This is a genomic window from Cytobacillus kochii, assembly GCF_020171845.1.
Taxonomy (GTDB): Bacteria; Bacillota; Bacilli; order Bacillales; family Cytobacillaceae; genus Cytobacillus; species Cytobacillus kochii.
Map to the genome: position 1 here is coordinate 148,076 of NZ_JAIVAM010000007.1, position 26,457 is coordinate 174,532.

The following is a 26,457-nucleotide window of genomic DNA, read 5'->3' on the forward strand; positions in this document are numbered from 1 at the left end:
TGATAGAGTAAAGGATATCTTCTAAAGAGTAGGGGTAATGAAACATAAACAGCATTTAAATTGTCAATAATCGTCTCAACAGGTATGATGAGGGAAATAACAGACAACAATCGGAAAGGAAGAGGAAGATGAAGATGAAGAAATTCTTTAAACGTGTTGGGTTTGTCCTAACCTTCTGGAGATTCATTCCTTTTTTCTTTGAATACTTAGCAGCTAAAGATATTCCTTTATGGAAGAAACTACTTCCTGTAGGCGTATCGATTGCCTATATCCTCATTCCAATAGATCTCATTCCAGACTTTCTTTATATCATCGGTATCACAGATGATGTACTCTTCACAACCTTTATCCTCCAAAGCATGGTTAAATATGCACCGGACCGGTTGAAACTGAAGTACTCGAAGCTCTTGGATGACAACCAGAAGCCCGTGAAGAAATAAAATAAATGCTTATATATGGATTGCCCTCTGTTCTTGTTGAGGGCTTTTTTGCGTTTAATTAAGACAATGAATCAATGTTGGTTATGTTACTTTTTGGAAGCTATTGAAGCAAGAATTTTATTTACTCAAGGCTGTCCGTAAGTGAAGTGAAGTCGAAGTGACTTTTGAAAGAATATTCCTTACGTAATCTCCCAGTTCGTATACCTGATATGAAGGGGAATTTAAAGAAACTTATGCCTGTTGGTTTTCACAGGCAGATGAAGGCTATAGTAGAGGGTACTTATTAACACTATTTTCGGATTATCTAAAGTATGAAGTTATGAGAGAGCTTAAATGCTTCTCTTTTTTTGACGAAATAAGAAGGTGTAAATCTGTTTTAGTAGAAATATAGAAATAAAGTTTGATACAAGGTATCAAATAAATTTCTGTGGTCAAAAAATGAGACGATGAGGTGCTAAAAATGATTGTAGCAGTAAACCCTTATGTAGTAACAAATGGAAATGGAAAAGAAGCAGTGCAATTTTATGTTGATGTCTTTAACGCAGAGCTTATTTCGTTACAAACATTTGGAGAGATGCCAGAGGATCCGGATCACCCACTTCCAAGTGAAGCACAGGACCGTGTATTGAATGCTCAATTTAAAGTAGGCAATACCACTATGATGCTTTCCGATAATTTTCCTGGATCTCCTTATACGATTGGAAATCAAGTAACCATTGCCATACAAATCGATTCAGTGGATTCATCAAAACAAATATTTGAGAAATTGTCTAAAGAGGGGAAAGTTACAATGCCTCTACAAGAAACGTTTTGGAGCCCATCATATGGACAAGTAACTGATAAATATGGAGTAGAGTGGCAAGTTTCAGCTCTTCCGCAAGACGAATGAAAGTTTTAAATCAGCCCTTTCTTCTACTTTAGAAGGGGCTTTTGTTTATCCAGCTTTTTGGTCATGTATCCTAAAATAAGCGATATTTAGCAAAGGTTGTGAGCGATACAACAAACGTCGAAATTTTACTGTGAGGCACAAATAAAAGAAGCACCAGAAAAAAATCGATTCTAGGACTCGGCAAAATGAATGATTCCCGGTGGCCCCTACAAAACTTAAAAAAGCGCAATCTCCTACCTGGAATTGCGCTTACCTGTTATAAAACCACTGGTTCTCTTCTATTATTACTTACCTTCATATCTGCTAAAAGATTTTCTACCAAATTAACATCTCTCACTCTTTCCCCACTCTTATCAAATACCAAGACATCTTCTTTTGAAAATGCGATTTGGGTTTCTTTAGTAGGTGTTTGCCAGGTGGACTCACCTTTTACAAAAACTTTCCCCCAATCCGTTGTAAGACAATAGATAGATTCTCCACCTAAATGTTCAGTAGAAACAACGGCACCTGTTAATACATAATCATCATTCACATTAAGTTCATCTTCCTTCATACTCATATTTTCTGGTCGAATACCGATGGAATAATCACCATAAGACAATATATTTGTGGGGGGTGACCCGATAAATTGTGCTACGAATAGATTGGCTGGATTTGTATAGATTTCCTTCGGTGTCCCTTTTTGCATGATATGACCATTGTTCATAATAATGATATATGACCCCATTGACATCGCTTCAATTTGGTCATGTGTGACATAAAGGAAGGTAGTTTGTAATTCTTTTTGTAATTCAATAAGTTCTTGTCTCATTTGATTTCTCAGTTTTGCATCCAAGTTGGACAAAGGCTCGTCCATTAGAAACGCGTGCGGCCTTTTAACAATAGCCCTCGCTAACGCCACCCTTTGCCTTTGTCCCCCTGATAACTCACCTGGACGCTTATTAGCGTGTTCTGTTAACTCCACCATCTCAATCACTTTATTTACCATGTTCAGACGTTTGTTCTTCTCTATTTTTTTTATTTTTAATCCGTATTCAATGTTCTTAAACACTGTCATATGCGGGTACAATGCATAATTTTGAAAAACCATGCCGATATCACGGTCTTTAGGCTCGCTATAGGTAATATCTTGGTCATTAATAAAAATAGACCCACTTGTCGGTTCTTCTAAACCAGCAATCATACGCAATAGCGTTGACTTACCGCATCCTGAGGGACCTAGTAAAATGGCAAAGGATCCATCTGGTATATCAACATCGATTCCTTTTAGTATTTCTTTTTGACCGAAAGATTTCTTCATTTGTTCAACTTTGATACTCCCCATAATTTACGCCCCCAGCTTATTTATTTGATGCCAAATCGAACAAAAGAGTCAACGATATGTTTTTGTAAAAATAAATAGATAAGTAGTATCGGTATACATGAGATAGTTGTAGCTGCCATTAGTGATCCCCACATATTCACATCGGAATTGACAAAAGACTTCAAGCCAATTTGAATGGGTGCATTCTCCATTTCTTTCGTCACTAACATTGGCCATAAATACTCATTCCAAGCATTAATAAAAAGAATGATACCCAATGATATGACGGTCGAACGAATATTTGGTAGGATAATTCTTAATAAAATACCGAGGTCAGACTCTCCATCTAACCTTGCCGCATCAATTAGTGCTGTAGGAAATGACCTAAAACTTTGATAGATTGATAAAATGGCAAAGGTCGATGCAGCGAATGGTAAGACAATACCTAATGGATTTTCATTTAAGCCTATTTGATTAATCAATACATAGTTTGGAATCATTACCGCTTGAAAAGGAATCAGCCAAGTTAAGCTAAGTAATGTAAAAATTAAAAGTTTCCCTTTAAAATTCCATCGGACTAATGCATACCCCGCTAATAAACTGGTTGACAACTGCAAAATCGTCATTAAAGTAGCAACTACAAATGAGTTAAATAACATTTGTATAATAGGCATTTCTGCGAATGCATATAGATAATTTTGCCATGTTGGTGCCTGTGGTATAAAAGAACTTGTGAAAATTTCAGATTCATTTTTAAATGAAGAGATAATCATCCAATAAAGTGGGAAAATAGCGATGATACTCATCATTATTAATAGAAAATGCTGAAGTACCGTTACTGATTTTATCCGTTTCATCACTTTTACTCCCTTAATTATCATAGAATGCAAATTTTTTCGTTAACACATTTAAACCGATAGCAATGATCGCAAATACAATAAAAAATAACGTCGCGGCTGCTGAACTTAATCCTGCATTTAAGTTACTGAATCCATATTTATACATCTCATAATAAATATTCGTTGACGTACCGAACGGACCGCCTGCTGTTAAAATATCAATATAAGCGAAAGTAAATTGACTAGAAAATAGAATACTCATTGTGAGCATAAATAATATTGTTGGTGACAATAAAGGAATAGTGATCGTTTTTAATTGTTTCCATTTCGTCGCACCATCTAAAGCTGCTGCTTCAAAATAATCTCTGTTAATATTGGTCAATGCTGCAGAGAAAATAATCGTACTAAATCCAATCAAGCCCCATCCTGTCATCAAAAGAATGAGCCATTTCGCATAGACTGGATCAGTAAAGAAAGAGATGTTTGTATCGGTGATTCCAAGTTTTTGTAATGTAATATTGACTAATCCATTGGCAGGATGAAAGAGCCATCTCCAGATTGCCCCTACAGTTACTGGTGCCAATATCATTGGGATGAAAAACATTGCCCGATACACATTTTTCACTCTGCCATTTAACCCATTTGTTGCTACAGCTAAAAGCATTGGAATGATGATAGAGAAAGGTAGTATACCCACTGTATAAAAAACTGTATTTTCGATAGACTGAACGAAGTCCTTAGTTTGGAACAAGCGAATAAAATTATCTAACCCTACTGCAATAGGTTCTGTGCCTGGGACCATACTCCACTTTTGAAAGGCTAAAACAAAAGTAGATAGTAACGGTTTATACATCCAAACCCCTAATAAAAGAATAGCAGGTAGTAAAAATAAATAAGGTTTCCATTTTATAAGTGAACGAGCAACACGTCTGTTTTTCTGCTCGTTCACTTTTTTTCCTTGCTCTGATACGATTATGCTTTTTACCTCACCCATAAGATTCCCTTCTCTCATGAACACCTATTGTATTAATTGGTTAATTTCTTCTTCTGCTGCTTTTAAAGTTTTTTCTACATCTGCATCCGTTGAAACCGATTGAACAATCGCATCTCTAAATATATTGGACATTTCAGTTGCATATTCCGCTGGCCAAATTACTGCTGGTTGGATGTTTTTCAATTGCTCCAAGTTGATTTTATATAATGGATTTTCGTCAATAAATCCTTTTAAATAATTGGGATCATCAGCTAACTCTGTTCTGAGCGGTAAATACCCTACCTCAGAAGTTATGATTGTATAGCCTTCATTACCAGTAACATATTTAATAAACTCCCAAACCGCTGCCTTTTTCACATCATTATCTGGTCTAACAGCTAAAACACTGCCAGAGTTCACTGGTACAGACGGATTGTTTCCGAATGATGGTAAACCAGCGCCGTAAAGTTCCCAGCCACCCGCTTCGGAAGCGTTTTTAAATCCGCTATGCAATGCAGTAGAAGTAATGTACATTCCTAGATTACCAGCCATAAATTGCTCGGGTAACTCCGTATCACTCCCAACTGCATGGGCACCGGTTTGATAGAGATCCTTCCACATTTCAATCGCTTCAATACTTTCTTGATTTGCGAATTGCGCTTCCTTACGATCATCAGAAAGTACTTTGCCTCCATTACTTAATATCACACCTTCAGTTGTCCAACCATTATCCGGTGCTAACGCAAAGCCATCTTTGCCTGTCTCTTCATTTATTTTAAGTGAATATTCCTTAATCTCTTCCCACGTTTGTGGTGGTTTGGTTGGATCTAAGCCCGCTTCTTCGAATAATTTTCCATTCATAAAAACAATCGGTGTGCTAAATGTAAATGCCAACCCATATGTCTTTCCATCAATTTTTCCTAAACTCAATGCATTGTCTGAAATGCCACTGAGATGATTGTTTAATTCTTCTGCTGGAAACACATCTTCATAAGCTTGGAATCCGAGAGTTTCTCTTGAATTATCTAATGTTGAAAAAGTATGTTGAACAATATCAACCGCTTTTCCAGCCGCAATATCTGCCTTAAACTGTTGATAAGAGGCATCAGCAACCCCTTCAACAATGACACCCTTTTCTTTTCCAATTGTGTCATTGAACTCATTAATTAGATGTTCCATACCCTCTTTCATTGTTGGAGCAGCTAAACTATAAGAATAAAAAGTTATCTTTGTAGGGTTCTCAGGATCTAATTCTCCCATTTCCTGTGAGACGGTTGAAGCGTCAGAAGAGCTACAAGCACTTAACACTGCAGCGATACCTAACAATAGAGTGAGCATAATCGATAGCCTCTTACTTTTTAATATAACCATTTACCCCTCCCCCTTCACTTAAGAATGCTGAAGCATCTGCTTCAATTCTACTGATAAAAATGTATCAAACTTATCTGGGTACCTAACATGTTCTACACTTGCACCATTTTCGCCTAATGTACATAGGCTATAGCCCGTACGATTATTAAACGAAGCTAATTCTTGACCAATTTCCATACTAAAAGAAGTTCCTCCCGCAGTAGATAATAGAATATTTTCATAGGTAGTTACTTTATTCTGATGAGTATGACCACTAAGAACTAGTTTGACATCGGTATTTTTTATAATAGCCAATACCTCTGCTGAATTCGATAAGCTATGGCCATCGACCACATGTCCAGCTTCCAATGGATGATGGACAACAACAATCGAACCATTAGGGGCAGGCTGAGCTAATGTCTCCTTTAACCATTGTAGTTGTTCCTCACTTACTACACCTTTTCCACTATGATCATAGCTAGAATCTAGCACGATTAGGCGATAGCCTTGAATAATTGCTTCGTAAAATAAATCCCGCTTCTCTCCTTTTACTTTGCCTACACCTTCCCAGTAAGCTTCTGTCACATCATGATTCCCTAAAGCTAAATAATAAGGAATATCTGTGATATGATCTTCTAGTAATTTAGCTAAAAAAGCATAATCTTCAACTGTCCCTTCGTGAACAAGGTCCCCACTAATTAAAATGAAATCTGGCGCTTTTTCATCTTGTGTGATTGCTTGTAATATTCCTTTCAACGTTTCAGTTGGATTATTGTCAACACCTGTTAATGTTTCAATTAAACTGCCTTTGTATTCTCTTAAAATATGTGTATCCGATAAATGAGCAAACCTTAATTTCTCCATGTTCATATCCCCTTTAGAAAATTACTCTTGCAAGCAAAAATCTTTTATTTTTTTCCTTATTTCATTTGTTATTCCAAACTCTAGATACAAATAAGTATCAAAATCGCCATATATTTCTTCTATAGCAGATTTAGTTGCAAGTAAGTATTCTTCCTGTAATAAAAAAGCTGCTTTTAATTGCAATACCTCCTCTTCCACAAGTGCTGCTTCTGCCTGCAGAAACATTTGCTCATGAAAGGTGGCTAAAGCAACATTAGAATAAAGGTAATCTTCCATCACAGTTGAAAATGGCACACCGAGTGTAAGTAAAATAATCATGGCGCCTATACCTGTTCGATCTCTTCCTCCAGCACAATGATGGATTAGCGGCAAGTTTTTCTCTGGTTCCTTTAATAAATTCATCAAAGCTTGGTAAGAAGCATTTCGAACCGGAAAAGTAGAATAGAGTGTTAAAAATGTTTCTTTAGTATAGTGTTTGAATACATCTTCTTTTTTCTTTACTTTCGATACTTGCTCGGCGATATTATCCTCAGCGATTACCGGTACGCGTAAAAGCTTGGCACTACCAATTTCCGGATCAGGTTTTTCATTTGCTTCATCTTCTCTACGATAGTCAAATATATATTTAATCTTTTGTTTAGACAGTTGAGCAATATCATCTGTCGTTAATCCACTTAAATCTCCCGCTCTATATAAGATGCCTCTTCGTACTTTTCGACCATCTACGGTAACGAGCCCTCCCATATCACGAAAATTCAGAGCCCCTTTTAGGGGAACAGTTTGAGAATAAAGTCCTGTTGTTGTCATTGATTCACCTCATACTTTTCCAAATCACTGACACCATCTAGTTCGATAACTTGAAAACCAACTTCGCCATTTTTTACTGTTACTAAAAGAATATGATCGATCGATCCTACACTATCACCGTGCCAACATGCACCCGTACGACCCATTTGAATATAATTTCTGTTATTTTTTTTCATTACTTCCAATTGATGAAGGTGTCCTGCAAACATCGTATACATTCTTGATTCAAGCATATTTTCAAATTGGCTGAACTTAGGATCCTTCGTTTTCCATGCTGGCTTATGCATAAATACAAAAGTATGTTTCACATCATTATTTTCATGTAACACTTCAGCAAAAAACTGTAATTGCTCATCTGAAATATGAGGTAAGTTCCCCTTCTCAATATCTTCCTCCGAAGCCCCTTCAGTCATTTGTCCGAAGAATTCTTCAATGTACCCTCTTGCTTTTGCTGGATTTTCAACTACTTGATTGGTAATATCTCTAAAACTCTTTACAAATGATTCAGGCATACCTAAAGGATCTTCCTCTGTATTCATCACTAGAAATAAATAATCATTTAATCGAAAAGCGTAATACTCAAAACCTTTTCGCTCACGCCAAACTTTAACCATAGTGTCATTTCCATAGTCATGGTTACCAACTGTTAAATAAAATGGAATGTCTACATCTTTAATTAACTGATCAATATAGTCCCACTCTCCATGGGCCGCTTCCTCTTGATCCCAATAACCTTCAATGAAATCACCTACCGAAAGGACAAAATCAGGATTAAGGCCTTTTACTACCTGCAAACCTTTCTCAAAAATGCCTGGTGTTGTAATCCCACAGCGATCACCAACAACTGCAAACGAAAAATCATTTTCAAGGTGAGTGGACATGTTTCCAAACCAAGGTCTCTTACCATTCTTAGAAAAATCTTCTTTAAAATAATGTTGCGTCCCAAGCTTTTTTTGATCTATAACATGCATCCAGTTGTCCTCCTTTATTTAAATACAACTGAAGTATACAACTAGCATGTTAATAAGATGTTAATCTCACATGAATCATTTTATGAGTTTGGTGAAATTTTTAAATTTAGTGTAAATTCAAAGGTTACAAGATGTATTCTTAGGAAATCATCGCTATAATTGTATAATCATAGGATGTTCAATTAATGGATTTAGACAGAGAGGAATTACGACAATGACAAAATCTTTAATAGATACCGCTTATCACACCATTCGAACGAAAATTCTTACTTGTGAATACCTACCGGGAAGCTTACTATCCATATATAAATTATCAGAGGAATTAGCTATGAGTCGCACACCCATCTCTAATGCGATGGCTAAACTTGAACTAGAAGGGTTAGTGATCTCCTTAAAAAATAGAGGCGTGATGGTAAAAGAAGTATCATCTAAAGAGATACTAGATATGTTCGAAGTCATTTTCACCCATCAAATGTATGCGCTTGAAAAGGTAGAAACAAATCCGCTTTATTCATTTAATTTATCACTTTTAAATGAACATTTAGAGCAACAACTACTAGATAAAGAGAACGATCGTTATTTCTCTTATGCAACTCACTCATTACAATTCATAAGACAAATCATAGCTGCTGGACAAAACCAAATCATGCTTCAAATTATGGATCAGCATATGGACAAAATCATCATTGGTTCTATGGCCAATTACTTGCTTTATCCAGAAAAACGGATCTTTTCTGGTGCTCATTATAATGAAGCACTTTACCTATCCATTGAAGCAAAGGAGTACGAACAAACAAAAGAACTACTAAAAGAATGGCGAGCACAAATAAGGGAACGCATCTTAATAATGGGAGCTATATGAATACTTGCACGACTTACGTAGGGAAGACATATTAATGTTCTGCTACTATTTATCTTCTGTAGCATCAACTTTACTTCGCACATGAAAAAAGCAGGCAGTGCCATAGCACCTACCTGCTTTCTTTTATATTATTGCGCTTCGATGAGTCCGTAGCGTCCATCTTTTCGTTTGTATACGACGTTGGTTAAGCTTGTGGCTGCGTTGGTGAAGACGAAGAAGCTATGGCCGAGCATGTTCATTTGTAAAATGGCCTCTTCACTGTCCATTGGCTTAAGGTCAAAATGCTTTTGGCGAACGACCTCTAAGTCATTGTCTTCTTCTGGGTGTTCTTCAGGCTCCTCAAAAGTAGCGAATAATTCGTTAATGCCGCCTTTTTCGCGGAATTTACGATTGACTTTCGTTTTATGTTTACGAATCTGTCTCTCCAACTTGTCGTTGATTAAGTCGATGGCTGCATACATATCAGCATGAGCCTCTTCTGCTCGAAGTACAAGATTCGTCATCGGAATCGTTACTTCAACTTTTGACGTTTTATCATTATTGGTTTTCAGGTTTACGTTTACATTTACATTAGGAGTTTCAGTAAAATATCTTTCCAACTTCATAATTTTCTTCTCGACGTAGTCTCTGATTGCTGGAGTTACCTCAATGTTTTCACCCCGAATGTTAAAATTCATAAGTGAACTCCTCCTTCTCTTTATAAGAGTCATAAGGATGATTTAGCCTGTCCTTCTTCAGCTAATCCTTATAAGCTAGTCTTTAAATAAGACTATACTCTATATTTCTATGTTACCCGTAAAAAGTCCTGCTAAAACCTTTTTAACGGTATTAAGAAAATAAATAAGGTTGCAATTCATAGTCTATCATTCGGTGCCAAGCTGCAAACAAAGGGAAAAATTGCTCACGTAATATTTCTTGTTTTTCTGGCGCGTTACCGATGGTTTGCTCCAGTCGATCAGCTTGTTCCTGCACCTTTTCAAACACATGCATAATATGAACCATTTCACTGTTTTCCTTAAACAAATGCAGTAATTGCTCGTTCACTGCTTTGATTTGTGGAAAAGAATCAATCACCTCAAAAAGAAGCGCATCACCATCATCTTTATCTAAATCTGTGAAGCTATCTACAATATAGGTAAAGCTTTCTTCTAGTGTATTTAACACAGAACAATACTCTCTTAGGAGAATATACTGCTCCTCCTTCAACTTCATCACCTAATTTCGTTTATCATAAAAAACACCGTCGCTCATCCCAACAGCTTCATACGGATTCGCATATTGCTTACTCTTTACTTTCTGCACCTTCAATCTTTTGATATCATCCTTAATGATTTGCTGGTGCTGATCTAATAATTGTTTAATTGCACGATCCTGCTTCAATAGCACGTCTTTCATCTTCTGAGCTTCTGTTGACTGAAAATCAACTTGTTTCATTAAAATAAATCGTTGATCAAGCAGATCATCCGTCTTCTTTATGTAAGCTTCTCGTTCATGTTCAGGTAAGCCTTGGTTTAAATGAAGTAATAACTCACGCGTACAAACGATCAAATCAGTTGTCGCTGTCATGATTGTTCACTGCCAACCATTTGAGGTTTTTTCTGCGCTAACATCATTTCTTTCCATGTATTACGAAGATCCATAATCATTGATTCCGCTTCTGTTAAAGCTGTGAGATCATTGCGTGTATTGGCGTCAACTAAGGTTCTCAACACATAATCATAGATTCGTAGCAAATCACTAGATAATTCAACCTCTTGATTGAGTGTCACCATAAATTCTTGTATGATATTTTGCGCCTTCTGCATATTTTCATTGCGCTTCGCAACTTCCCCTCGCTCCATTGCTTGCTTGGCAATGCTAATAAACTTTAAACAACCGTTGTAAAGCATCATCGTTAGTTCTGCCGGTGTGGCTGTATTAATAGAAGTTTGTTGATATTTTTGGTACGGGTTGGTTGTCATCTTTTCACTCCTTATTGCGAGCTATAACCGAATTGTGTGAGCATATAATTCATTTGCTCATTCATTTTTTGCATTTGTGTCTCCATCGCTGCAAATTGTGACCAATACCTTTGCTCTTTATCTGCTAATTTCGATTCTAGTTCAGTTATACGATTATTGATATCATCTAAATTTTTTCCAATTGTAAATTGACTATTTGTCTTCATGCCATTACCGGCTTTTAAGGTAATCGCATCGATTGATTGTGTAACGGTATCTCGCAATCGTCTAGAAATCCCTTGTTCACCAAGTGTATCGCCATCTGCTGCGAACAAATTAAATACACCTTCTGCATCATTTTCCAATGCTTCCTTCAGCTTATCTTCATTGATTTCCAGCTTACCACCTTCTAAATAATTTTTCGTTGTGGTAATACCAATAGCTGACAGCTGGTTATATTCACTCGTAGCACCTTCTAGCGGTGTATAAAAGTTCATACGCATATTGCTTAGTAAACTACTTAATTGTTGATCTGAACGAAGTAAACCGCTTTTCGCTTTTTCTTCCCAAAGCTCAATATCTTTTTCAGACATCGCCTCACGCTGCTCACTGGTTAACGGTGCATAATCACGATATTTTTCTTCAGATAACTGTCCTTGTATATTATCTATTAATTCATTGTATTTTTCTACGAATTCTTTGATTTTTTCTACGGCTTGATCGGTGTCGTTATTAATTGAAATGGTAACTGGCGAATCGCCATTAACAGCATCAAATGTATCCTTCAAAGTAAAAGAAACACCGTTTACTGTAAACGTATTAGAAGTTCTCTCCGTTTCTAAACCATTTAAAGTAAATTTCGCATTTTCTCCACCTTTTTCATTATTGCTATCAAGTTTTAGAACATTATTTAAAAACGGACTACCATTAAAAGAGATCTCTTTCCCATCGCCACTTTGATTAAAATCACCTGTTGACGTTCGGGCAATCGTTACTTTATCAGAATGTTGGTCATAAAACATATTGACACCTAAGGACGATTTATTCACTTTATCGATTACTGTCGTTAAAGAATCACGGGCATCAAAAGTAAATGTTTGGCTCACTTCACCTGTTTCATTGAATGTAGACATACTGAATTCAAAGTATTGGTGGTCATAGCTCACTTCCGCTTTTGCACCTGCTTGTAGGTCAGAGCCGAAAGTGATTTTGCCTGTTTCTTTATCTAAATAAAATTGATCTTCTGCTAAATTATTCACATCCGTACCAGCAGTAAATGTTTTCGTTTCTTTTATTGGGTCACCATTCGTGTCTTTAATGATATTACCAGCTGCATCTTTTTTGTCCCATGTAAAAGTAATGCTATCCTCAAATTCTGTGATCCCTATTTGTGAAAGTTGCACTTCTTTTGTTGCAGAACCAACAGAAATTGCATCTTTTTGAACCATACTGTATTCCACTTCAATTTTACTGTCGGCGGGAATTTGTTGGCTGAAAGTCATTTTGCCTGTTTTCTCATCTACAAACACTTGCTTTTGACTAGCATCTAAGTCATCTAAGCTCGTCACCACTTGGTAGTTGTCTGTACCAACTGTAACACTATCCATTTGTTCTATATTATGTTTACCAAGCTTTTGTAATGAAAATTCGGTTCCTGCTTTCTTTACTGTGATTTCTTCGTTTATACTTTGTTCAGTACTCTTCCAATCGAATGAACTATTTTCAAAAATGTCCTTTTGGCTATATAGACTTTTCGTTGTATCTAGCTTTTCACCTGTACTAGTTATTCTTCCCGCACTTGCATTCGTAGCAGAAGTCGCCAATCTACTCACGGCAGACAATGTATAAGATCCGTTCCCTGCTGTCGAATCTGCCGTTGCTGTGACTTTGTTGCTATTAGAAGAAGACGTGATTTTTGATAAAAATGAAGATTGCAAGCGCATATTTAAAGTCATATCGCGGAATGATGCTAGTTTTAAGTTAATATCTCTATATGAATCGCGCTGCCATTCGAGCGTTTGTTTCTTTTGTGACAATTTATCAATCGGCACTCTCTGTACTCTCATTAAATCATTAATTAAGGATTCTGTATCTAAACCAGATGCTAAACCACCTATTCGAAAATTCGCCATGACCATCCGTCCCCTTTTCTCTCTATCTATTTATTATATCGACTATAGTCCTATCGTTTACAGTAAAAATTTGACTAATTGCCACTGTTCACGAATAAAAAGCCACTAGCATCAGCCAGTAGCTTCTAGACTTTTTGATCCACCATCAGTCCTTGAAATTCTGTCATTTCTGCAATCATATCGAGGAAATCCTTCGGAGGTATTTCACGAACGACTTCTTTTGTATCTGCATCAACGACTTCTACATAATAGCGATCGAGCTTTTCATGTAATTGGAACTGTACCGAAGTATAATGCGTCTGCAAATGACTATTTGCCTGCTCCACCTTTGATTGCAAGAAGTCTTTTTGTACTTCAGGAGCAGACATCTTTGCTTTATCTTTTATTGTAAAATTTCTTTCATGTTGGCTTTTTTCTTTCTGCTGAATAACAAAAGGCGAGTCCACCATCATTCTCATATTCGACTCTACTCTCATCCCTATTCGCCCCTTACCGAAATCACCTATTTTCTCTTTATATCGGAAACAACCATAAGGCTCTCTATCAATCTAAAGTTCGGTTTTTATTAGAGAAAAAACAGCGACCTTTTTCTTATACATAAGGTCTTTTTGCCTAAAAAGACAAAAAGAAGCCCCAGACAAAGCTGAGACTTCTTAGATGAAAATACCAATAAGCGACGAATTAACCTAATAATTGAAGAACCGCTTGTGGTTTTTGATTTGCTTGCGCAAGCATCGCTTGAGAAGCTTGAGAAAGAATGTTTGTACGTGTCATTTCCATAACTTCTTTAGCCATATCTACGTCACGGATACGTGATTCAGCTGCTTGAAGGTTTTCGGAAGAGTTGTTTAAGTTAGAGATTGTGTGCTCTAGGCGGTTTTGGCTAGCACCTAGTTTAGAACGCTCTGCAGATACTTTATCAATTGCTTCTTGGAATTTAGTAACCGCTGCAGCTGCATCTTCGTGAGTTAATACACTTAGAGCAGATTCTTGGATTGTTGAGCTTGTTCCGTCAGTTACACCTAGTTTAGAATCTGTAGTATCATCAGTAGTAATTCCTAGAGCAGATGCTCTCATATCAGCAATATTAAGGCTCATGCTTTGATTTTCATTTGCACCAATTTGGAATTTAAGGCTTGTTTCATCAGCAGTTTTAGAATAAGTAGCATCTACTCCATCAGTGTCAACACCTGAACCTGCCCCTGTAATAACAGCATGCGCTGCATCACCTGGTGTTTTATGAACAATTTCTAAATCACCATTGTTAACTACTGCTGTATACTTACTTGATAATTCACTATTGTTGTTAATTTTATCAGCAATAGAATCATAAGTTTCATCTGCGTCAGTATCGATACCAACCCCATCGATAGTAATTGTACCTGCAGCAGTAGTATCCGTTTTTGTAATTACAGTTTTTGCAGCTGTTGCTGGTGTATCAACTACTGCATCTTTATCACCATTAATCAATTTTTGTGTATTGAATTCTGTTGTATTACCAATACGGTTGATCTCAGAAGTTAATTGGTTGATTTCTTTTTGGATTTCTTCACGGTCAGTACCTACGTTTGAGTCATTGGCTGCTTGTGTAGCAAGTTCACGCATACGTTGAAGAATGTTTTGTGATTCTTGTAGCGCTCCTTCAGCAGTTTGGATCATTGAGATACCATCTTGAGAGTTACGGCTAGCTTGGTCTAAACCGCGGATTTGCGCGCGCATTTTTTCAGAGATTGCAAGACCTGCTGCGTCATCTCCTGCACGGTTAATACGAAGACCTGAAGATAATTTCTCCATCGCTTTAGAGTTAGCTGAGTTGTTAACTCCAAGTTGACGATACGTGTTTAATGCTGAAATATTATTGTTGATAATCATTTGAATTCCTCCATGAGTTGTATTTTTCCACGTCCTTGTGGATTGAAGTAAAGCTTGTCGCTTTATTCTTATTTATTATCGGAGTAATATAAAGTTTGTTTAATACTTTTATAATTAAATTAATAATTAAGAAATTACTTGTCTCTATTGCCTTCTGATTACTTCACTTATCATTACTTCAACACGTATTCTTGTTTCGTTTGTTTATCATCAGACAAATATAAAAAAATAAACCGATATCTCCAACCGGTTTATTTCTCAGTATTATGTTTCAATAGTGCCATTAAATCTACAGGGTTTTGCGCGGCTTCGTTGTTTTCTGTCTGAATTTGTAGGTAAACTTCTTTTCTGTAGATGTCGATGTCTTTTGGTGCTTGGATGCCAAGTTTGATTTGGTCTCCTTCGACAGCGACGATCGTGAATTCGATGTTTTCATTAATGATAATCGATTCGTTTTTGCGACGGGTTAGTACGAGCATGAGGCATCCTCCTCCAAAAGCTGGAATAACGGATGCTTTGTCTTGTAGCGCGCATCATTTAAGACAAGCTGTTTCCCCATTCGTTTTTTCATATTAATCACCAATGGACCTTGCAAATTCGCCGTTGATGACTTAAACGGTTCCTTCAATGTGAGAATGACAAAAGTAGCTACGTCTTCCGGTTGTTCAATTTGCAGCGCATGTTGCGATGCTTCATTGAGCTGAAATTCGTAATCAGCAAAAAAGGCATACGGGTCGACAACGACAAACGCTAACTCTGCCGTATTGATTGATTGTAAAATAAAATAAGGGAGTTCTTCTAAAAAGGGAAGAAGCACATATTGCTGTTCTTCTGGAAACCCTGGCAAGCCTACCGGAAAATGAAGGTGTTGCTCTGCTGACACTTCCACTGTCCCTTGATATTTTGTCTCAATTTTCATCGTAACACTTCCTTAAATAAGCTGATCCACTTGAAAATCTCTTAGTTCAAAGTTAATCGCTTCTTTTTGCTGTAAATAAATTTGTGCTTGCCAGTTTTCATGAGCGATTTGTGGTCGATTGATACTTACATCAATGGCTGGCGTTTGCGGGGTTACGTTCACATCGACGTTCCCTGGATCATAATCGATTTGTACCCTGAAATGGTTTTTCGGTAAATAGCCGATCCCTGGTGTCTTTTGGTTGGGCTCACTATTTTGTTTCGCAATTTGTGGGATGGCACCTGCTCCGTTCTCAATTTTCATCATCGCATCACCTTCACGGACTCGCCTAGAGATCCCTGTTATTGCCGTCATCTTTGCCTGTTCAGCCGCCTCTGCGACTCGCCTGCCTGCCCCTTTATTATCCAGATCAGCTCGCGCCTCTGATTGATCAATAAAAAGCCGGGATGCTTCATGACTAATGGTAAGCTTAGCTGGTGGCTGATGCATCGAAACGTCTGCTTGCGACTGTTTGATTTTCATCACAGGTTGATAATAATTGATACCAAGTTGCGCTTGTTTTGTCGTTATATCTAAATAAGGTGTATGCATAGATTCACCGCTCTTTACATGACGAGCGGCCCATCTATAGAGATGAACCGTCGTCAGCGTTTTTTATCGTAAAAAGTCCATTAATGTTGGTTGAATAATGCTTGCTCCTACTGCTAAAGAAGCACGGTGGAGGGCTTCTTGGGATGTTAATTCAATAATGACCTTCTCTGCATCGATATCTTCGTTATTAGACATCATGGTTTTGGCAAGTATCTCTTGATTCCCTAAACGACTTTCCACCATCTCTACTCGATTAGATTTAGCACCGATATCTGCCATTTCAGAGATTACATTATTATGGTGATGATCAATCATATCCAGCTCCCCAGATAAATCATCCGCTGTTGTATCAGGTGATTTCAACTTATCAATTAAGTTGCCAATATCTTTAAATAAATCTAATGAAAAGACATTTTGCGGCTTACTATTCACATCGAGATGAATGCCTGCAGAAACTTCAATTTTTACGCCTTCAGCATTGCTAACAACCGCTCCTTTTTCTTTCGCTACAAAAGAATCTGGTATGGGGAATCCGATTTCAGTGCCATCTTGAGCTTTAAATGCATTCGAAGATTCATTCCAAACAAGCTGACTACCCTTCTCATCGAAAAGTACATAATCCTTGGCATTATTCGCATCAATTGTGCTGATATCAACATTTTGATCAATTTTCTTTAAATCTACTGGCTTATTCGTTGTATCTGAGCCGTTAAAAATATACTTATTATTCACTTTTGTATTGGCGATCGTCTCTAATTGATTTCGCAGCTGTTCAATTTCACTAGCCACGTTCTTACGTTGACCCGCATCATATGAATCACTGGAAGCCTGTACCGTAAGATCACGGATACGCTGGATAATTTTATTCGTTTCATCCAGTGCCGATTCCGTATTATCCATCCAGTTATATACTTCACCTAAATTGCGTTGATATTGGGATACAGCCGTTACTTGGGAACGGTAATTGACCCCTTTCATCGCTGCTACAGGATCATCAGACGGGCGATTCACTTTTTTGCCGGTATATAGCTGCTCTTCTAACTTACCAAGCTTTTGATAGTTGTTTTGAATATGTTTTAGTGAATTTTGTGAAAGCATGGATTGTGTTACGCGCATCAGTCATTACCTCCTTATCTTCCAACTCTGCCCATACCATTAATGATGGTATCAAGCATTTCGTCTATTGCAGTGATTTGTCTAGCCGCTGCACTATAAGCATGTTGAAACATGATCATATTGGACATTTCTTCATCAAGAGAAACCGAACTTACAGAAGAACGGTTAAATTGGACCGTGTCGGTTAGCGTAGCAGCATTTTCCGTCATTCGATTAGCCTCTTGTGTAGTTACTCCTAACTCCCCAATCATCCCTTGGTAGAAGCTCATCATATTTGTATCTGATCCATTAAAATCGAGCATCATGTCTTTTACATTTGCCAAAGCAACTGCATTAGAACCGTCACCAACAAAACTTTCGCTCGAAGGGTTTTGTCCAATACCTGTTAACTCAAATGACCAAGTAGAACCAGATTGTAAGTTAGCGATTGTACTAGTATCGATTTTAAGGCCAAAGAGATTCATATTTTCTTTCACTGCTTGATTTTGATGGTCAGCTATTGGATTGCCGTCTAAATCATAAGCGGAGTACTTCCATGAGCCATTATCATAAGTCAGCTCAATTTTTGCCTCACTAATCGTGATCGGCGGGGTATCATATGTTTGAATACCACTGAACGCACCCAGAATCGTTGGGTTACCAGTCGATGGGTTGTCCGCATGTTTCGTAATAGAACCCGTAAATAACTCACTACTTGAGGAAGCGGCAATATGATTTAAATTATTCATGATTGAATCAGACACTTTTATATTGGCTGCGGCCCCTGCTGCATTATCGCCAATTTCAAAGAAGTCCACACCGTTCTTTACGCCGCTCTCAATTTCAGATAAACTCCAGCCACTTTGATGGACAGCATTAAAGGCCGTGGCAAAGCGGAAAGCCATTAAGTCCAGATTCGCAAGCATATCAGAATAAACACCTGTTTCCTTCCCAGTGGCATCTATTTTGCCGTACATATCTATATTCGCAAGTAAGCTCCCTTTCGAAGTGAAATCTGATGCTGCCATCGATTTATTACCGATTTGCAAACTAGCAACAGCTTGTGTTTCAGGGTCTTTTTTGACACTCAATGATTGGACGATATCATTTTTTCCATCAAGTAAAGTACCGACACTTTTACCATTCCCATCGACTAATTCAATCGAATATTTCCCGGCAGCTTGACTACTTGCATTCCCACCACTTGGTGTAGCACTCACTTTAATGTTGACTAAGCCTGAGAGTTGATCGACAAGGACGTCCCTTTTATCATATAAATCATTTGGCAAATAGCCATGTGGTTCTACGCTGGCAATTTGCTCATTGATCTGGTTAATTTGTGTGAGGATTGAATTAATTGTTTTCACATTCATATCAATTTGCTCACCGACATCTGCTTTCTGAGCGCTCAGTTGTCCTGCCAAATAATTAAAAGTGTCACTCACGGCAATCCCACGCTGACGAACAACCGAACGTGCACCTGAATCTTCAGGGTTAGTTGATAAGTCTTGCAAAGCATTCCAAAACTGATCTAATGTATTCGCAAGGCCAGTATCTGACGGCTCATTCATGACACTTTCAATTCGGGAAAGCTCACTGCTTCTCGTATTCCAATAACCGAATTTATTGTGCTCATTACGATACTGTACATCCAAATAGTCTTCGCGTATGCGTTGAACCGATCCTGCCTGAACACCCGTTCCAATTTGTCCTGGCATGTATGGCGCATTCATTCCAACAGACGGAAAAGCATTTGTTTGTGTAAAGTTCACCCGTTGTCTCGTATATCCTACAGTATTCGCATTGGCGATATTATGCCCGGTTGTATAGAGTGCACTTTGTTGTGTATGTATGGCTCTTTTCGCCGTTTCTAACCCCATAAAAGTAGATTTCATAACGTTTCCTCTCTTTTCTCTATCCTACACTTTCGACTGGAACATTCCTGTTGCAGCCTGAGATTTCGCTTTTTGCGGATGAATATAATTCATATTTTGCGCAGCTGCTTTCGGATTGACGAGATTCATAGTTAAATTCACATATTGCAAGGAGTGATAAATCAATTGTTGATTCAATTGATTTTTCTCTTTTAGTTTGTCAATAACGGATGATAACTGCTCTCTTTTTTCAAGTAAAGCTTGTTGTTCATGTTGTTCCAGTACTAGTATACAGTCTGCTATTGTTGGCTTATCTATACTTGGTACAAGACTTGCTGCGATCTGGATACGCGCTTGTTCAAGCTTCTTAATTGTTGCGACATGGCTTTGTTCATCTTTTAGCATCTGATCTAATGCTGCCATATCACCCTTTTTAATGATATCTGTCTTCTGGCCTGCAAGCTCATAAAGGCTTTGATGATAAGATATTAAGCGTTCCATCGCAGTGAGAAGTGCTTCAGCAGACATACCACATCCTCCTTAAGAGCGTTTTTGTTGAAAATGTTGAACTAGGCTTTTCGCCAATTCATTCGCATCAACATGATACGTACCATTTTCCACTTGCATTTTTAATTGCTCCACCTTTGCTTGGCGAGCAGGATCTGATTGTGATGTTTTTTGCATTTCTAATGCTTTTGAAGAAATTTCAAGTTTATCTGCTTGATTCGTTTTCGCTTGCTCTACTTGCTTTGTCATATTCGCTTGGCGTTGGTAGGGATTGACCTGGTTTGCCGCGTTAAAATGATTAACCTTCATTATAAATCCCCCGCTTTCTTCGTCCCTTTTATTACTCCTATTATCGGTATAAATAGAATGAGTTTAAAGTGATATTACACTTTTAGTAAATTTTACATACATACTATCATTCTAAAAGAAAACATTAGTTCTTTAGACTTCCTTCTTTAAGACTGTTTACTTCTTTAAGACTGTTTACCTCTATAAGAATAGTAGGTTCTCTCTCTTTCTTTTATCCGATCCTGCTCTCGTTCAAATTGCTCTAATTCTTTTTGTAATGCTTTGCGACAAGACTCACAAATTCTTCCTTCTTGAATTAATGTACCACACTGATCGCAAGGGTAGCCTAGCTGGGGAAATTGCGCCACCTTTAATCGACCTGATCGAACAAACTTCTGCAGGAGCCACTCCTCTACTCCTGTTGCTTCTGTTATTCTTTGCATAGTCGCAGCACGATTTTCTCTTTTCCTTAGAAAGGCATATACGACTTCGTACGCTTCTTCTTCTTTTTTAAAACAAGCTTGGCAAATGGTGCTGACTTGATTTTTCATAAATAAGGCATTACATCTAGGGCAGTTTGCGATCTCCGCCATTCTTTTCACCTCTACTGATAGCTTCTATTCTATATATCGTCAGGATCGGCTAACTTTTTTAACTTCTTGCCATCGTCAATGATCGAACCTCAGTTGCTCCTGCCTCTTTTAGCAATTTAGCTGCATGATAAAGAGTCGTACCTGTCGTATAAATATCGTCGACGATTAACACTTTCTTCCCGCTCATTTCTTGTTGACCCGTGAATCGAAAAACTTGTGGTGTCTCTAATCTTTCCTTTCTTGTTTTCTTTGATTGTTTTTCTGTATGCATACGGGTGAGGAGAATGGTGGGCTTTTTGCCTAATGCGGTGATCAGTGCTTCTGATTGATTGAACCCTCTTTCATAGCGTCTTTCTTCACTCAGCGGAATCGGTGTAATAAGATCAAAGCTTGTCTGTTTTAATTTCGATTTTAGCAAATCAGCAATTGCAACTGCGAGGATATAATCACCCCGATACTTATATTGAGCGAGCACTTGCTGACAAAAAGAGTTGTATGCTAACACAGAAATATTCTCGTCCAGACAACCGCTATATATTGGGTCCGCTTGCCACTTCTTACAGTCGAGACAGATTTCAGCCGTTTCCATCCACCGGTGGCAAGTAGGGCAAGTAGGACCTTTGATAAATGCCCATTTTGCTATACAGTCTTCACACCAAAATGACTGCGCAGCTTTTTGAAACAATGCTTGAAATCCACCAGGAAGTTGCATTTCTTTTTGACAAAAGAGACAGCTATTCATGAAGTAAGCCCCTTTGTTTTGCTTCTTTATTCATTTGCAGTATTTGCTTTTTAGCCCGTACCATTGCAGTTGTTTTACCATAATGAAAAAAAACAACATCCCCTGTTGGTGCTTCAACACTTCTCCCAACCCTTCCAGCTATTTGAACAAGTGCACTTTCTGTGAAAATGCGCTCTTCTGCTCCTAATACAGCAACATCTATATGAGGAAAAGTCACTCCTCTTTCTAAAATCGTTGTTGTGAGTAAAATAAGCGTCTCTTGCTTTCTCATTTTCTGGACTTTTTCTTTTCGTAAAGGATCTTCCGCATGCACTGCCTCCACTTTAGGATGAAGTTTTTGTATGAGAGGTAGCATATCATCTATTAGCTTAATTTTAGGAATAAACAGCAAAACCTGTTTCTCTTTTTCAATGCGTTGCTGTAACCATTTTTTTAACACAAAAGGGAGACGGGCGTTTTTTAGGGGGCTTGTCCATTGTCCAATCCATTTAAATTGGGGAATCGGTAAAGGAAACCGATGGAAACGAGCAGGGATGGTCATGTATGCTCTTTTATTTTGCCGACATTCTTTTTGCCACTTCCTTGAAGGAGTAGCTGTTAAATAAATCGTGGCAGCTACAGACTTTTTCGCTTGCTGAACAGCATACTGCAGCGTGGCATCCATTGTGTAAGGAAAGGCATCCACTTCATCAACAATGACTGTATCAAAAGCACAATAAAAGCGGAACAACTGATGTGTTGTGCTGATGACTAGATTGGCAAAAAGGTGCCGGTCTTCACTTCCACCATACAGTGCGGCAATCGTGGTGTGGGGAAACACTTTTTTCAGACGGGGTGCCAGTTCTAAGACGACATCTGTTCTTGGAGTAGCAAGACACACGCGCTGTCCTTGCTTTAGTGCATGAGCAATTCCTGCAAAAAGCACTTCGGTTTTACCTGCGCCACATACCGCCCAAACCAGGTACTCTTTTTTGTTATCAATGGCTGCGACAACTGCTGTAGATGCTTGTTGCTGTCCTGTAGAAAGCGTCCCATCCCATTTTAACGGTTGGTCGACTATTAGGGTGCTCGGGCTTGGTCCATTCCAACTAAAAAGTGGAGTACAAGCCGACACTCTTCCCATCATCAAGCAATTGCGACAATAATGGCACTGCTCATTTCCACAACGAGCACAAGGATATGTCGCTAGATGATGACTACTACCACAGCGAGCACATTTGATTTTTCTACCTTCTTTTATAAAGGGTCGACGAAGCGTGATATAACCTTCGTTCACATGGGTGAATAGTTCTTCTACAGGGTGAGGGATTTCATCTAGTAGTAATTGTTTACCGAATAGGAATGTCTGAATTTGTGAATTGAAGCGGTATGTAGGGTTGTGTTTATGGTGAGGAATGTTCGGAAGTTCTGTAATAGTGTAAGAAGCTGAGTCGTGGTGAAATACGGGGATGAGTAGGTGATCTTTCATGAGTATTCGCATATAGACTCCTTTCGTGGCTAAAAAAAGGAGTTATTTCAGCAGTGGTTCGTTTTGTCTGCGATAATAACTCCTTAGTAGATGTATTATTTTTTTACCCAGCCAAGACCCATTGAGCCTTCACCAAGATGTGTACCAATAACTGCACCAAAATAGCTAATACCAAAAGTGACATTCGGTAATTGTGCTTCTAGCTCTTCCTTCCATTTCTGCGCTTCCTCTAAACGGTTTGCATGAATAATAGAGGCTTCATAAGCTTCTCCACTCGCTGCATCTTCCGCTAACAAATCCACGATCCGTTTCATTGCTTTTTTACGCGTACGGATTTTTTCGAATGGCACGATGAGCTTATTTTCAAAATGAAGCAATGGTTTCACTTGGAGAAGACTTCCTAAGATTGCTTGCGCACTTGATAAGCGGCCACCTCTTTGTAGATGTGACAGATCATCCACCATGAAATAAGCACGAATGGATTGTTTCATTTCATTTAGTTTGTCCATAATTTCTGCTGGCGACTTCCCGTCAGCTGCCATTTCTGCTGCTTTAACGACATAGAAACCTTGTACACGTGCGCTAATTTCTGAGTCAAAAGGATAGACGGTAATGCCTTCAACCATATTACCGGCAGAGACTGACCCTTGATAGGTGCCACTAATCCCGCTTGATAAGTGGATGGAGATGATCGCATCATAGTCTTGCTTCAACGTTTCAAACAATGTGACAAAATCACCTACGGATGGCTGTGATGTTTTCGGCAAATCCTTATGTTTGACTTCCTCATAAAAACCTTCTGCAGTGATTTCTATTTCTTCTTTATATGATTCATTGCCAAATATCACACTCAGCGGGATCATGTGAATATTCAGCTTTTCTCTCAATTCTTGTGGGATATAAGATGTACTATCCGTTACTACGGCCGTTTTCATAAATAGAGTGACTCCTTCACTTTTTTCTCTACTATATGTTCTGTTACCATTCTATATGAAAGTTAATAAAAATGCATTAAGTTTAGAGAGGTTTAATGGGAAATCTTTTACTTTTTGGTGGGCTTTTGGGGTGGTTGGTTTGATTCATACTCGAAGTCTGGGGTTAACTTTTGCGGTGGTGTAAGAGCGCAGGCTTTGATTGTATGGTAGCTCCTTCTCCGGTCATGAGTCAACACTTTCCATGATCCAGTTAAAAACTCAATTTTGAAACACCTAGAGTCAATTAGGATTTACATATTTTATATGATAATCCCCCCTTATATGTGTGTTGCAACTCTCAGCTCAGGTTCCTTTTATTGGGGAATTTAGGGATATCCATATCCAATATCTTACGCTCGAGAGGGATCCGAGAAATTAAATGCGACTCCTGCTTTTACGCTACTTAGCTCTTCCTCTCTTCTTTTTTTTTCGTGGTTTTTGCTTTTGCCCTACTTATCTTCTCCTCTTTTCTTTTATTAGTCGCGGTTCTTGCCTTTGCCCTACTTATCTTCTCCTCTTTTCTTTTATTAGTCGCGGTTCTTGCCTTTGCCCTACTTATCTTTTCCTCTCTTCTTTTTTTAGTCGCGATTCTCACTTTTGCACTACTTATCTTCTCCTCTCTTCTTTTTTTAGTCGCGATTCTCACTTTTGCCCTACTTATCTTCTCCTCTATTCTTTTTTTAGTCGCGATTCTCACTTTTGCACTACTTATCTTCTCCTCTTTTCTTTTATTAGTCGCGGTTCTCACTTTTGCACTACTTATCTTCTCCTCTCTTCTTTTTTTAGTCGCGATTCTTGTCTTTGCCCTACTTATCTTCCCCGCTCTTCTTTTATTAGTCGCAGTTCTTGCCTTTGCCCTACTTATCTTCTCCTCTCTTCTTTTTTTAGTCGCGATTCTTGCCTTTCCCCTACTTATCTTTCACTCTCTTCTTTTATTAGTCGCGATTCTCACTTTTGCCCTACTTATCTTCTCCTCTCTTCTTTTTTTAGTCGCGATTCTTGTCTTTGCCCTACTTATCTTCCCCGCTCTTCTTTTATTAGTCGCGATTCTCACTTTTGCCCTACTTATCTTCTCCTCTTTTCTTTTTTTAGTCGCGATTCTTGCTTTCACCCTACTTATCTTCTCCTCTTTTCTTTTTTTAGTCGCGATTCTTGCCTTTTACGCTACTCATCTCTTTCTCTCTTCTTTTTTTAGTCGCGATTTCTTCTTTCACGCTACTCATATGTTCTACTCCTCCCCTTATTATCTACGAAACTTATACATTGCTCATATTTCTTATAATCATGTCTCTCCCTTCATTAAATGGACGCCTTCCCTTCCTTTGACCTACCGTTCTATTTTCGAACCGATCCCATTTTCAACAAAAAAACACTCCATATTTGGAGTGTTTCTTCATATGTATGAAAGGCTGGGATTAGCGAACTTCTACCCAACCGTTTTTGATGGCTACGACAACCGCTTGTGTACGGTCATTGACGTTCATTTTTTGTAGGATGTTACTTACATGGTTTTTGACTGTTTTTTCACTAATATATAATGCTTCACCGATGCCGCGGTTACTTTTTCCGTCTGCAAGGAGTTGGAGCACTTCACACTCGCGTCGAGTAAGTAAATGTAGCGGACGACGGATTTCGATTTGTCCATAAGCGCCTGTTGTGCCAGTTCCTTCTGAAGCAAGGCGACGGTATTCGTTGACAAGATTGTGCGTTACTTTCGGATGAAGGTAAGAACCACCCTCTGCAACTACTTTTACTGCCTCAACTAATGCATCTGCATCCATTTCTTTAAGTAGGTAACCACTTGCTCCAGTTTTTAAAGCGTGCGTTACATAGTTTTCATCATCATGGATTGAAAGAATGATTACTTTAGAATCTGGATATTTCTCTACTAATTGACGCGTTGCTTCCACGCCATTAATATTCGGCATGTTAATATCCATGATAACTACGTCTGGTTGATTTTCTTCAACGAGTCTAATCGCTTCGTCGCCATCGTCACCTTCTGCTACCACGTTAAATGTTTTTTCAAAATCAAGAATACGTTTTACGCCCTCTCGGAAAAGTTGATGGTCGTCAATAATTACTATTTTAGTATTCAAGTTCTTCCCCTCCCAATCTTCAACTGTTTTATATCTATCATGATGTTTGACCAGTTTCAACATCA

31 protein-coding genes are annotated in these 26,457 nt (G+C 38.2%); 3 read left to right on the forward strand and 28 right to left on the reverse strand.

Going from position 1 to position 26,457, the window contains the following annotated elements; translation table 11 throughout:
* The first annotated feature begins 128 nt into the window (after nucleotides 1-128).
* Both LCM23_RS11880 and LCM23_RS11885 read left to right on the forward strand, forming a co-directional pair.
* Nucleotides 129-440, forward strand: a complete 312-nt coding sequence (locus LCM23_RS11880) for a YkvA family protein (RefSeq protein WP_224937136.1) — start codon at nucleotides 129-131, stop codon at nucleotides 438-440.
* Nucleotides 441-900: 460 nt separating this feature from the next.
* On the forward strand, nucleotides 901-1,329 hold the full coding sequence (locus tag LCM23_RS11885; protein ID WP_224937137.1) for a VOC family protein: 429 nt from the start codon (nucleotides 901-903) through the stop codon (nucleotides 1,327-1,329).
* Between the two features lie 256 nt (nucleotides 1,330-1,585).
* Here the strand turns inward: LCM23_RS11885 and LCM23_RS11890 are convergent, their stop codons facing one another.
* Genes LCM23_RS11890 through LCM23_RS11920 form a run of 7 tightly spaced genes read right to left on the reverse strand, consistent with a single transcriptional unit; the run spans nucleotide 1,586 to nucleotide 8,436 of the window.
* Entirely contained in the window at nucleotides 1,586-2,653 is a 1,068-nt protein-coding gene (locus LCM23_RS11890; protein ID WP_224937138.1) for an ABC transporter ATP-binding protein, read from the reverse strand.
* Nucleotides 2,654-2,673: 20 nt separating this feature from the next.
* Nucleotides 2,674-3,489 (reverse strand): carbohydrate ABC transporter permease, encoded by an 816-nt coding sequence (locus LCM23_RS11895; protein ID WP_224937139.1) that lies wholly within the window; start codon nucleotides 3,487-3,489, stop codon nucleotides 2,674-2,676.
* Between the two features lie 13 nt (nucleotides 3,490-3,502).
* Entirely contained in the window at nucleotides 3,503-4,465 is a 963-nt protein-coding gene (locus tag LCM23_RS11900) for a carbohydrate ABC transporter permease (protein WP_224937140.1), read from the reverse strand.
* A gap of 24 nt (nucleotides 4,466-4,489) precedes the next feature.
* Nucleotides 4,490-5,815, reverse strand: a complete 1,326-nt coding sequence (locus LCM23_RS11905; protein WP_224937141.1) for an ABC transporter substrate-binding protein — start codon at nucleotides 5,813-5,815, stop codon at nucleotides 4,490-4,492.
* An 18-nt stretch (nucleotides 5,816-5,833) separates the two neighbouring features.
* Nucleotides 5,834-6,658 (reverse strand): metallophosphoesterase family protein, encoded by an 825-nt coding sequence (locus LCM23_RS11910; RefSeq protein WP_224937142.1) that lies wholly within the window; start codon nucleotides 6,656-6,658, stop codon nucleotides 5,834-5,836.
* 21 nt (nucleotides 6,659-6,679) lie between these two features.
* The gene (locus LCM23_RS11915) at nucleotides 6,680-7,465 is read right to left on the reverse strand and encodes a tyrosine-protein phosphatase (protein WP_224937143.1); all 786 of its coding nucleotides are present in this window, start codon (nucleotides 7,463-7,465) and stop codon (nucleotides 6,680-6,682) included.
* Nucleotides 7,462-8,436: a metallophosphoesterase family protein gene (locus LCM23_RS11920; RefSeq protein WP_224937144.1), complete on the reverse strand. Its 975-nt coding sequence runs from the start codon at nucleotides 8,434-8,436 to the stop codon at nucleotides 7,462-7,464. Before LCM23_RS11920 ends, LCM23_RS11915 begins: the two co-directional genes overlap by 4 nt.
* 214 nt (nucleotides 8,437-8,650) lie before the next feature.
* Between LCM23_RS11920 and LCM23_RS11925 the strand changes: the two genes are divergently transcribed.
* On the forward strand, nucleotides 8,651-9,298 hold the full coding sequence (locus LCM23_RS11925; protein ID WP_224937145.1) for a GntR family transcriptional regulator: 648 nt from the start codon (nucleotides 8,651-8,653) through the stop codon (nucleotides 9,296-9,298).
* Nucleotides 9,299-9,426: 128 nt separating this feature from the next.
* On the opposite strand, the gene hpf is transcribed toward LCM23_RS11925, so the two are convergent.
* The 21 genes from hpf to LCM23_RS12030 all read right to left on the reverse strand — a co-directional run bounded on the left by hpf (nucleotide 9,427) and on the right by LCM23_RS12030 (nucleotide 26,392).
* Entirely contained in the window at nucleotides 9,427-9,975 is a 549-nt protein-coding gene (gene hpf, locus LCM23_RS11930; protein WP_095371838.1) for a ribosome hibernation-promoting factor, HPF/YfiA family, read from the reverse strand.
* Between the two features lie 151 nt (nucleotides 9,976-10,126).
* Nucleotides 10,127-10,504, reverse strand: a complete 378-nt coding sequence (locus LCM23_RS11935; protein ID WP_180316929.1) for a hypothetical protein — start codon at nucleotides 10,502-10,504, stop codon at nucleotides 10,127-10,129.
* A gap of 9 nt (nucleotides 10,505-10,513) precedes the next feature.
* Complete coding sequence (locus LCM23_RS11940; protein ID WP_224937146.1) at nucleotides 10,514-10,864, reverse strand: hypothetical protein; 351 nt, start codon at nucleotides 10,862-10,864, stop codon at nucleotides 10,514-10,516.
* Nucleotides 10,861-11,259 (reverse strand): flagellar export chaperone FliS, encoded by a 399-nt coding sequence (gene fliS / locus LCM23_RS11945; RefSeq protein ID WP_224937147.1) that lies wholly within the window; start codon nucleotides 11,257-11,259, stop codon nucleotides 10,861-10,863. The genes LCM23_RS11940 and fliS overlap by 4 nt, the downstream gene beginning before the upstream one ends.
* A gap of 11 nt (nucleotides 11,260-11,270) precedes the next feature.
* Nucleotides 11,271-13,370 carry a flagellar filament capping protein FliD gene (gene fliD, locus LCM23_RS11950; protein ID WP_224937148.1) on the reverse strand — a complete coding sequence of 700 codons (2,100 nt, stop codon included), beginning with the start codon at nucleotides 13,368-13,370 and terminating at the stop codon, nucleotides 11,271-11,273.
* 125 nt (nucleotides 13,371-13,495) lie between these two features.
* Entirely contained in the window at nucleotides 13,496-13,846 is a 351-nt protein-coding gene (locus LCM23_RS11955) for a flagellar protein FlaG (protein ID WP_224937149.1), read from the reverse strand.
* A 205-nt stretch (nucleotides 13,847-14,051) separates the two neighbouring features.
* A complete protein-coding gene (locus tag LCM23_RS11960) occupies nucleotides 14,052-15,242 on the reverse strand; it encodes a flagellin N-terminal helical domain-containing protein (protein ID WP_224937150.1) in 1,191 nt (396 codons plus the stop codon).
* A gap of 251 nt (nucleotides 15,243-15,493) precedes the next feature.
* Complete coding sequence (gene csrA / locus LCM23_RS11965) at nucleotides 15,494-15,721, reverse strand: carbon storage regulator CsrA (protein ID WP_224937151.1); 228 nt, start codon at nucleotides 15,719-15,721, stop codon at nucleotides 15,494-15,496.
* Nucleotides 15,709-16,161 carry a flagellar assembly protein FliW gene (gene fliW / locus LCM23_RS11970; protein ID WP_224937152.1) on the reverse strand — a complete coding sequence of 151 codons (453 nt, stop codon included), beginning with the start codon at nucleotides 16,159-16,161 and terminating at the stop codon, nucleotides 15,709-15,711. Before fliW ends, csrA begins: the two co-directional genes overlap by 13 nt.
* 12 nt (nucleotides 16,162-16,173) lie before the next feature.
* The gene (locus tag LCM23_RS11975) at nucleotides 16,174-16,752 is read right to left on the reverse strand and encodes a DUF6470 family protein (RefSeq protein WP_224937153.1); all 579 of its coding nucleotides are present in this window, start codon (nucleotides 16,750-16,752) and stop codon (nucleotides 16,174-16,176) included.
* A 63-nt stretch (nucleotides 16,753-16,815) separates the two neighbouring features.
* On the reverse strand, nucleotides 16,816-17,868 hold the full coding sequence (gene flgL, locus LCM23_RS11980; protein WP_224937154.1) for a flagellar hook-associated protein FlgL: 1,053 nt from the start codon (nucleotides 17,866-17,868) through the stop codon (nucleotides 16,816-16,818).
* Between the two features lie 14 nt (nucleotides 17,869-17,882).
* Nucleotides 17,883-19,742 carry a flagellar hook-associated protein FlgK gene (gene flgK / locus LCM23_RS11985; RefSeq protein WP_224937155.1) on the reverse strand — a complete coding sequence of 620 codons (1,860 nt, stop codon included), beginning with the start codon at nucleotides 19,740-19,742 and terminating at the stop codon, nucleotides 17,883-17,885.
* 24 nt (nucleotides 19,743-19,766) lie between these two features.
* Nucleotides 19,767-20,249 (reverse strand): flagellar protein FlgN, encoded by a 483-nt coding sequence (locus LCM23_RS11990; protein WP_224937156.1) that lies wholly within the window; start codon nucleotides 20,247-20,249, stop codon nucleotides 19,767-19,769.
* Nucleotides 20,250-20,261: 12 nt separating this feature from the next.
* Nucleotides 20,262-20,537, reverse strand: a complete 276-nt coding sequence (gene flgM, locus LCM23_RS11995; protein WP_095371825.1) for a flagellar biosynthesis anti-sigma factor FlgM — start codon at nucleotides 20,535-20,537, stop codon at nucleotides 20,262-20,264.
* 164 nt (nucleotides 20,538-20,701) lie between these two features.
* Entirely contained in the window at nucleotides 20,702-21,109 is a 408-nt protein-coding gene (locus tag LCM23_RS12000; RefSeq protein WP_095371824.1) for a TIGR03826 family flagellar region protein, read from the reverse strand.
* Between the two features lie 58 nt (nucleotides 21,110-21,167).
* Nucleotides 21,168-21,851: a ComF family protein gene (locus tag LCM23_RS12005; RefSeq protein WP_224937157.1), complete on the reverse strand. Its 684-nt coding sequence runs from the start codon at nucleotides 21,849-21,851 to the stop codon at nucleotides 21,168-21,170.
* Nucleotides 21,844-23,331 carry a DEAD/DEAH box helicase gene (locus tag LCM23_RS12010; RefSeq protein ID WP_224937158.1) on the reverse strand — a complete coding sequence of 496 codons (1,488 nt, stop codon included), beginning with the start codon at nucleotides 23,329-23,331 and terminating at the stop codon, nucleotides 21,844-21,846. Before LCM23_RS12010 ends, LCM23_RS12005 begins: the two co-directional genes overlap by 8 nt.
* Before the next feature lie 83 nt (nucleotides 23,332-23,414).
* Entirely contained in the window at nucleotides 23,415-24,254 is an 840-nt protein-coding gene (locus LCM23_RS12015; RefSeq protein ID WP_224937159.1) for a DegV family protein, read from the reverse strand.
* Nucleotides 24,255-24,696: 442 nt separating this feature from the next.
* Entirely contained in the window at nucleotides 24,697-25,041 is a 345-nt protein-coding gene (locus tag LCM23_RS12020; RefSeq protein ID WP_224937160.1) for a hypothetical protein, read from the reverse strand.
* A 171-nt stretch (nucleotides 25,042-25,212) separates the two neighbouring features.
* Nucleotides 25,213-25,404, reverse strand: a complete 192-nt coding sequence (locus LCM23_RS12025) for a hypothetical protein (protein WP_224937161.1) — start codon at nucleotides 25,402-25,404, stop codon at nucleotides 25,213-25,215.
* A gap of 304 nt (nucleotides 25,405-25,708) precedes the next feature.
* Nucleotides 25,709-26,392, reverse strand: a complete 684-nt coding sequence (locus LCM23_RS12030; RefSeq protein ID WP_224937162.1) for a response regulator — start codon at nucleotides 26,390-26,392, stop codon at nucleotides 25,709-25,711.
* Nucleotides 26,393-26,457 lie beyond the last annotated feature (65 nt).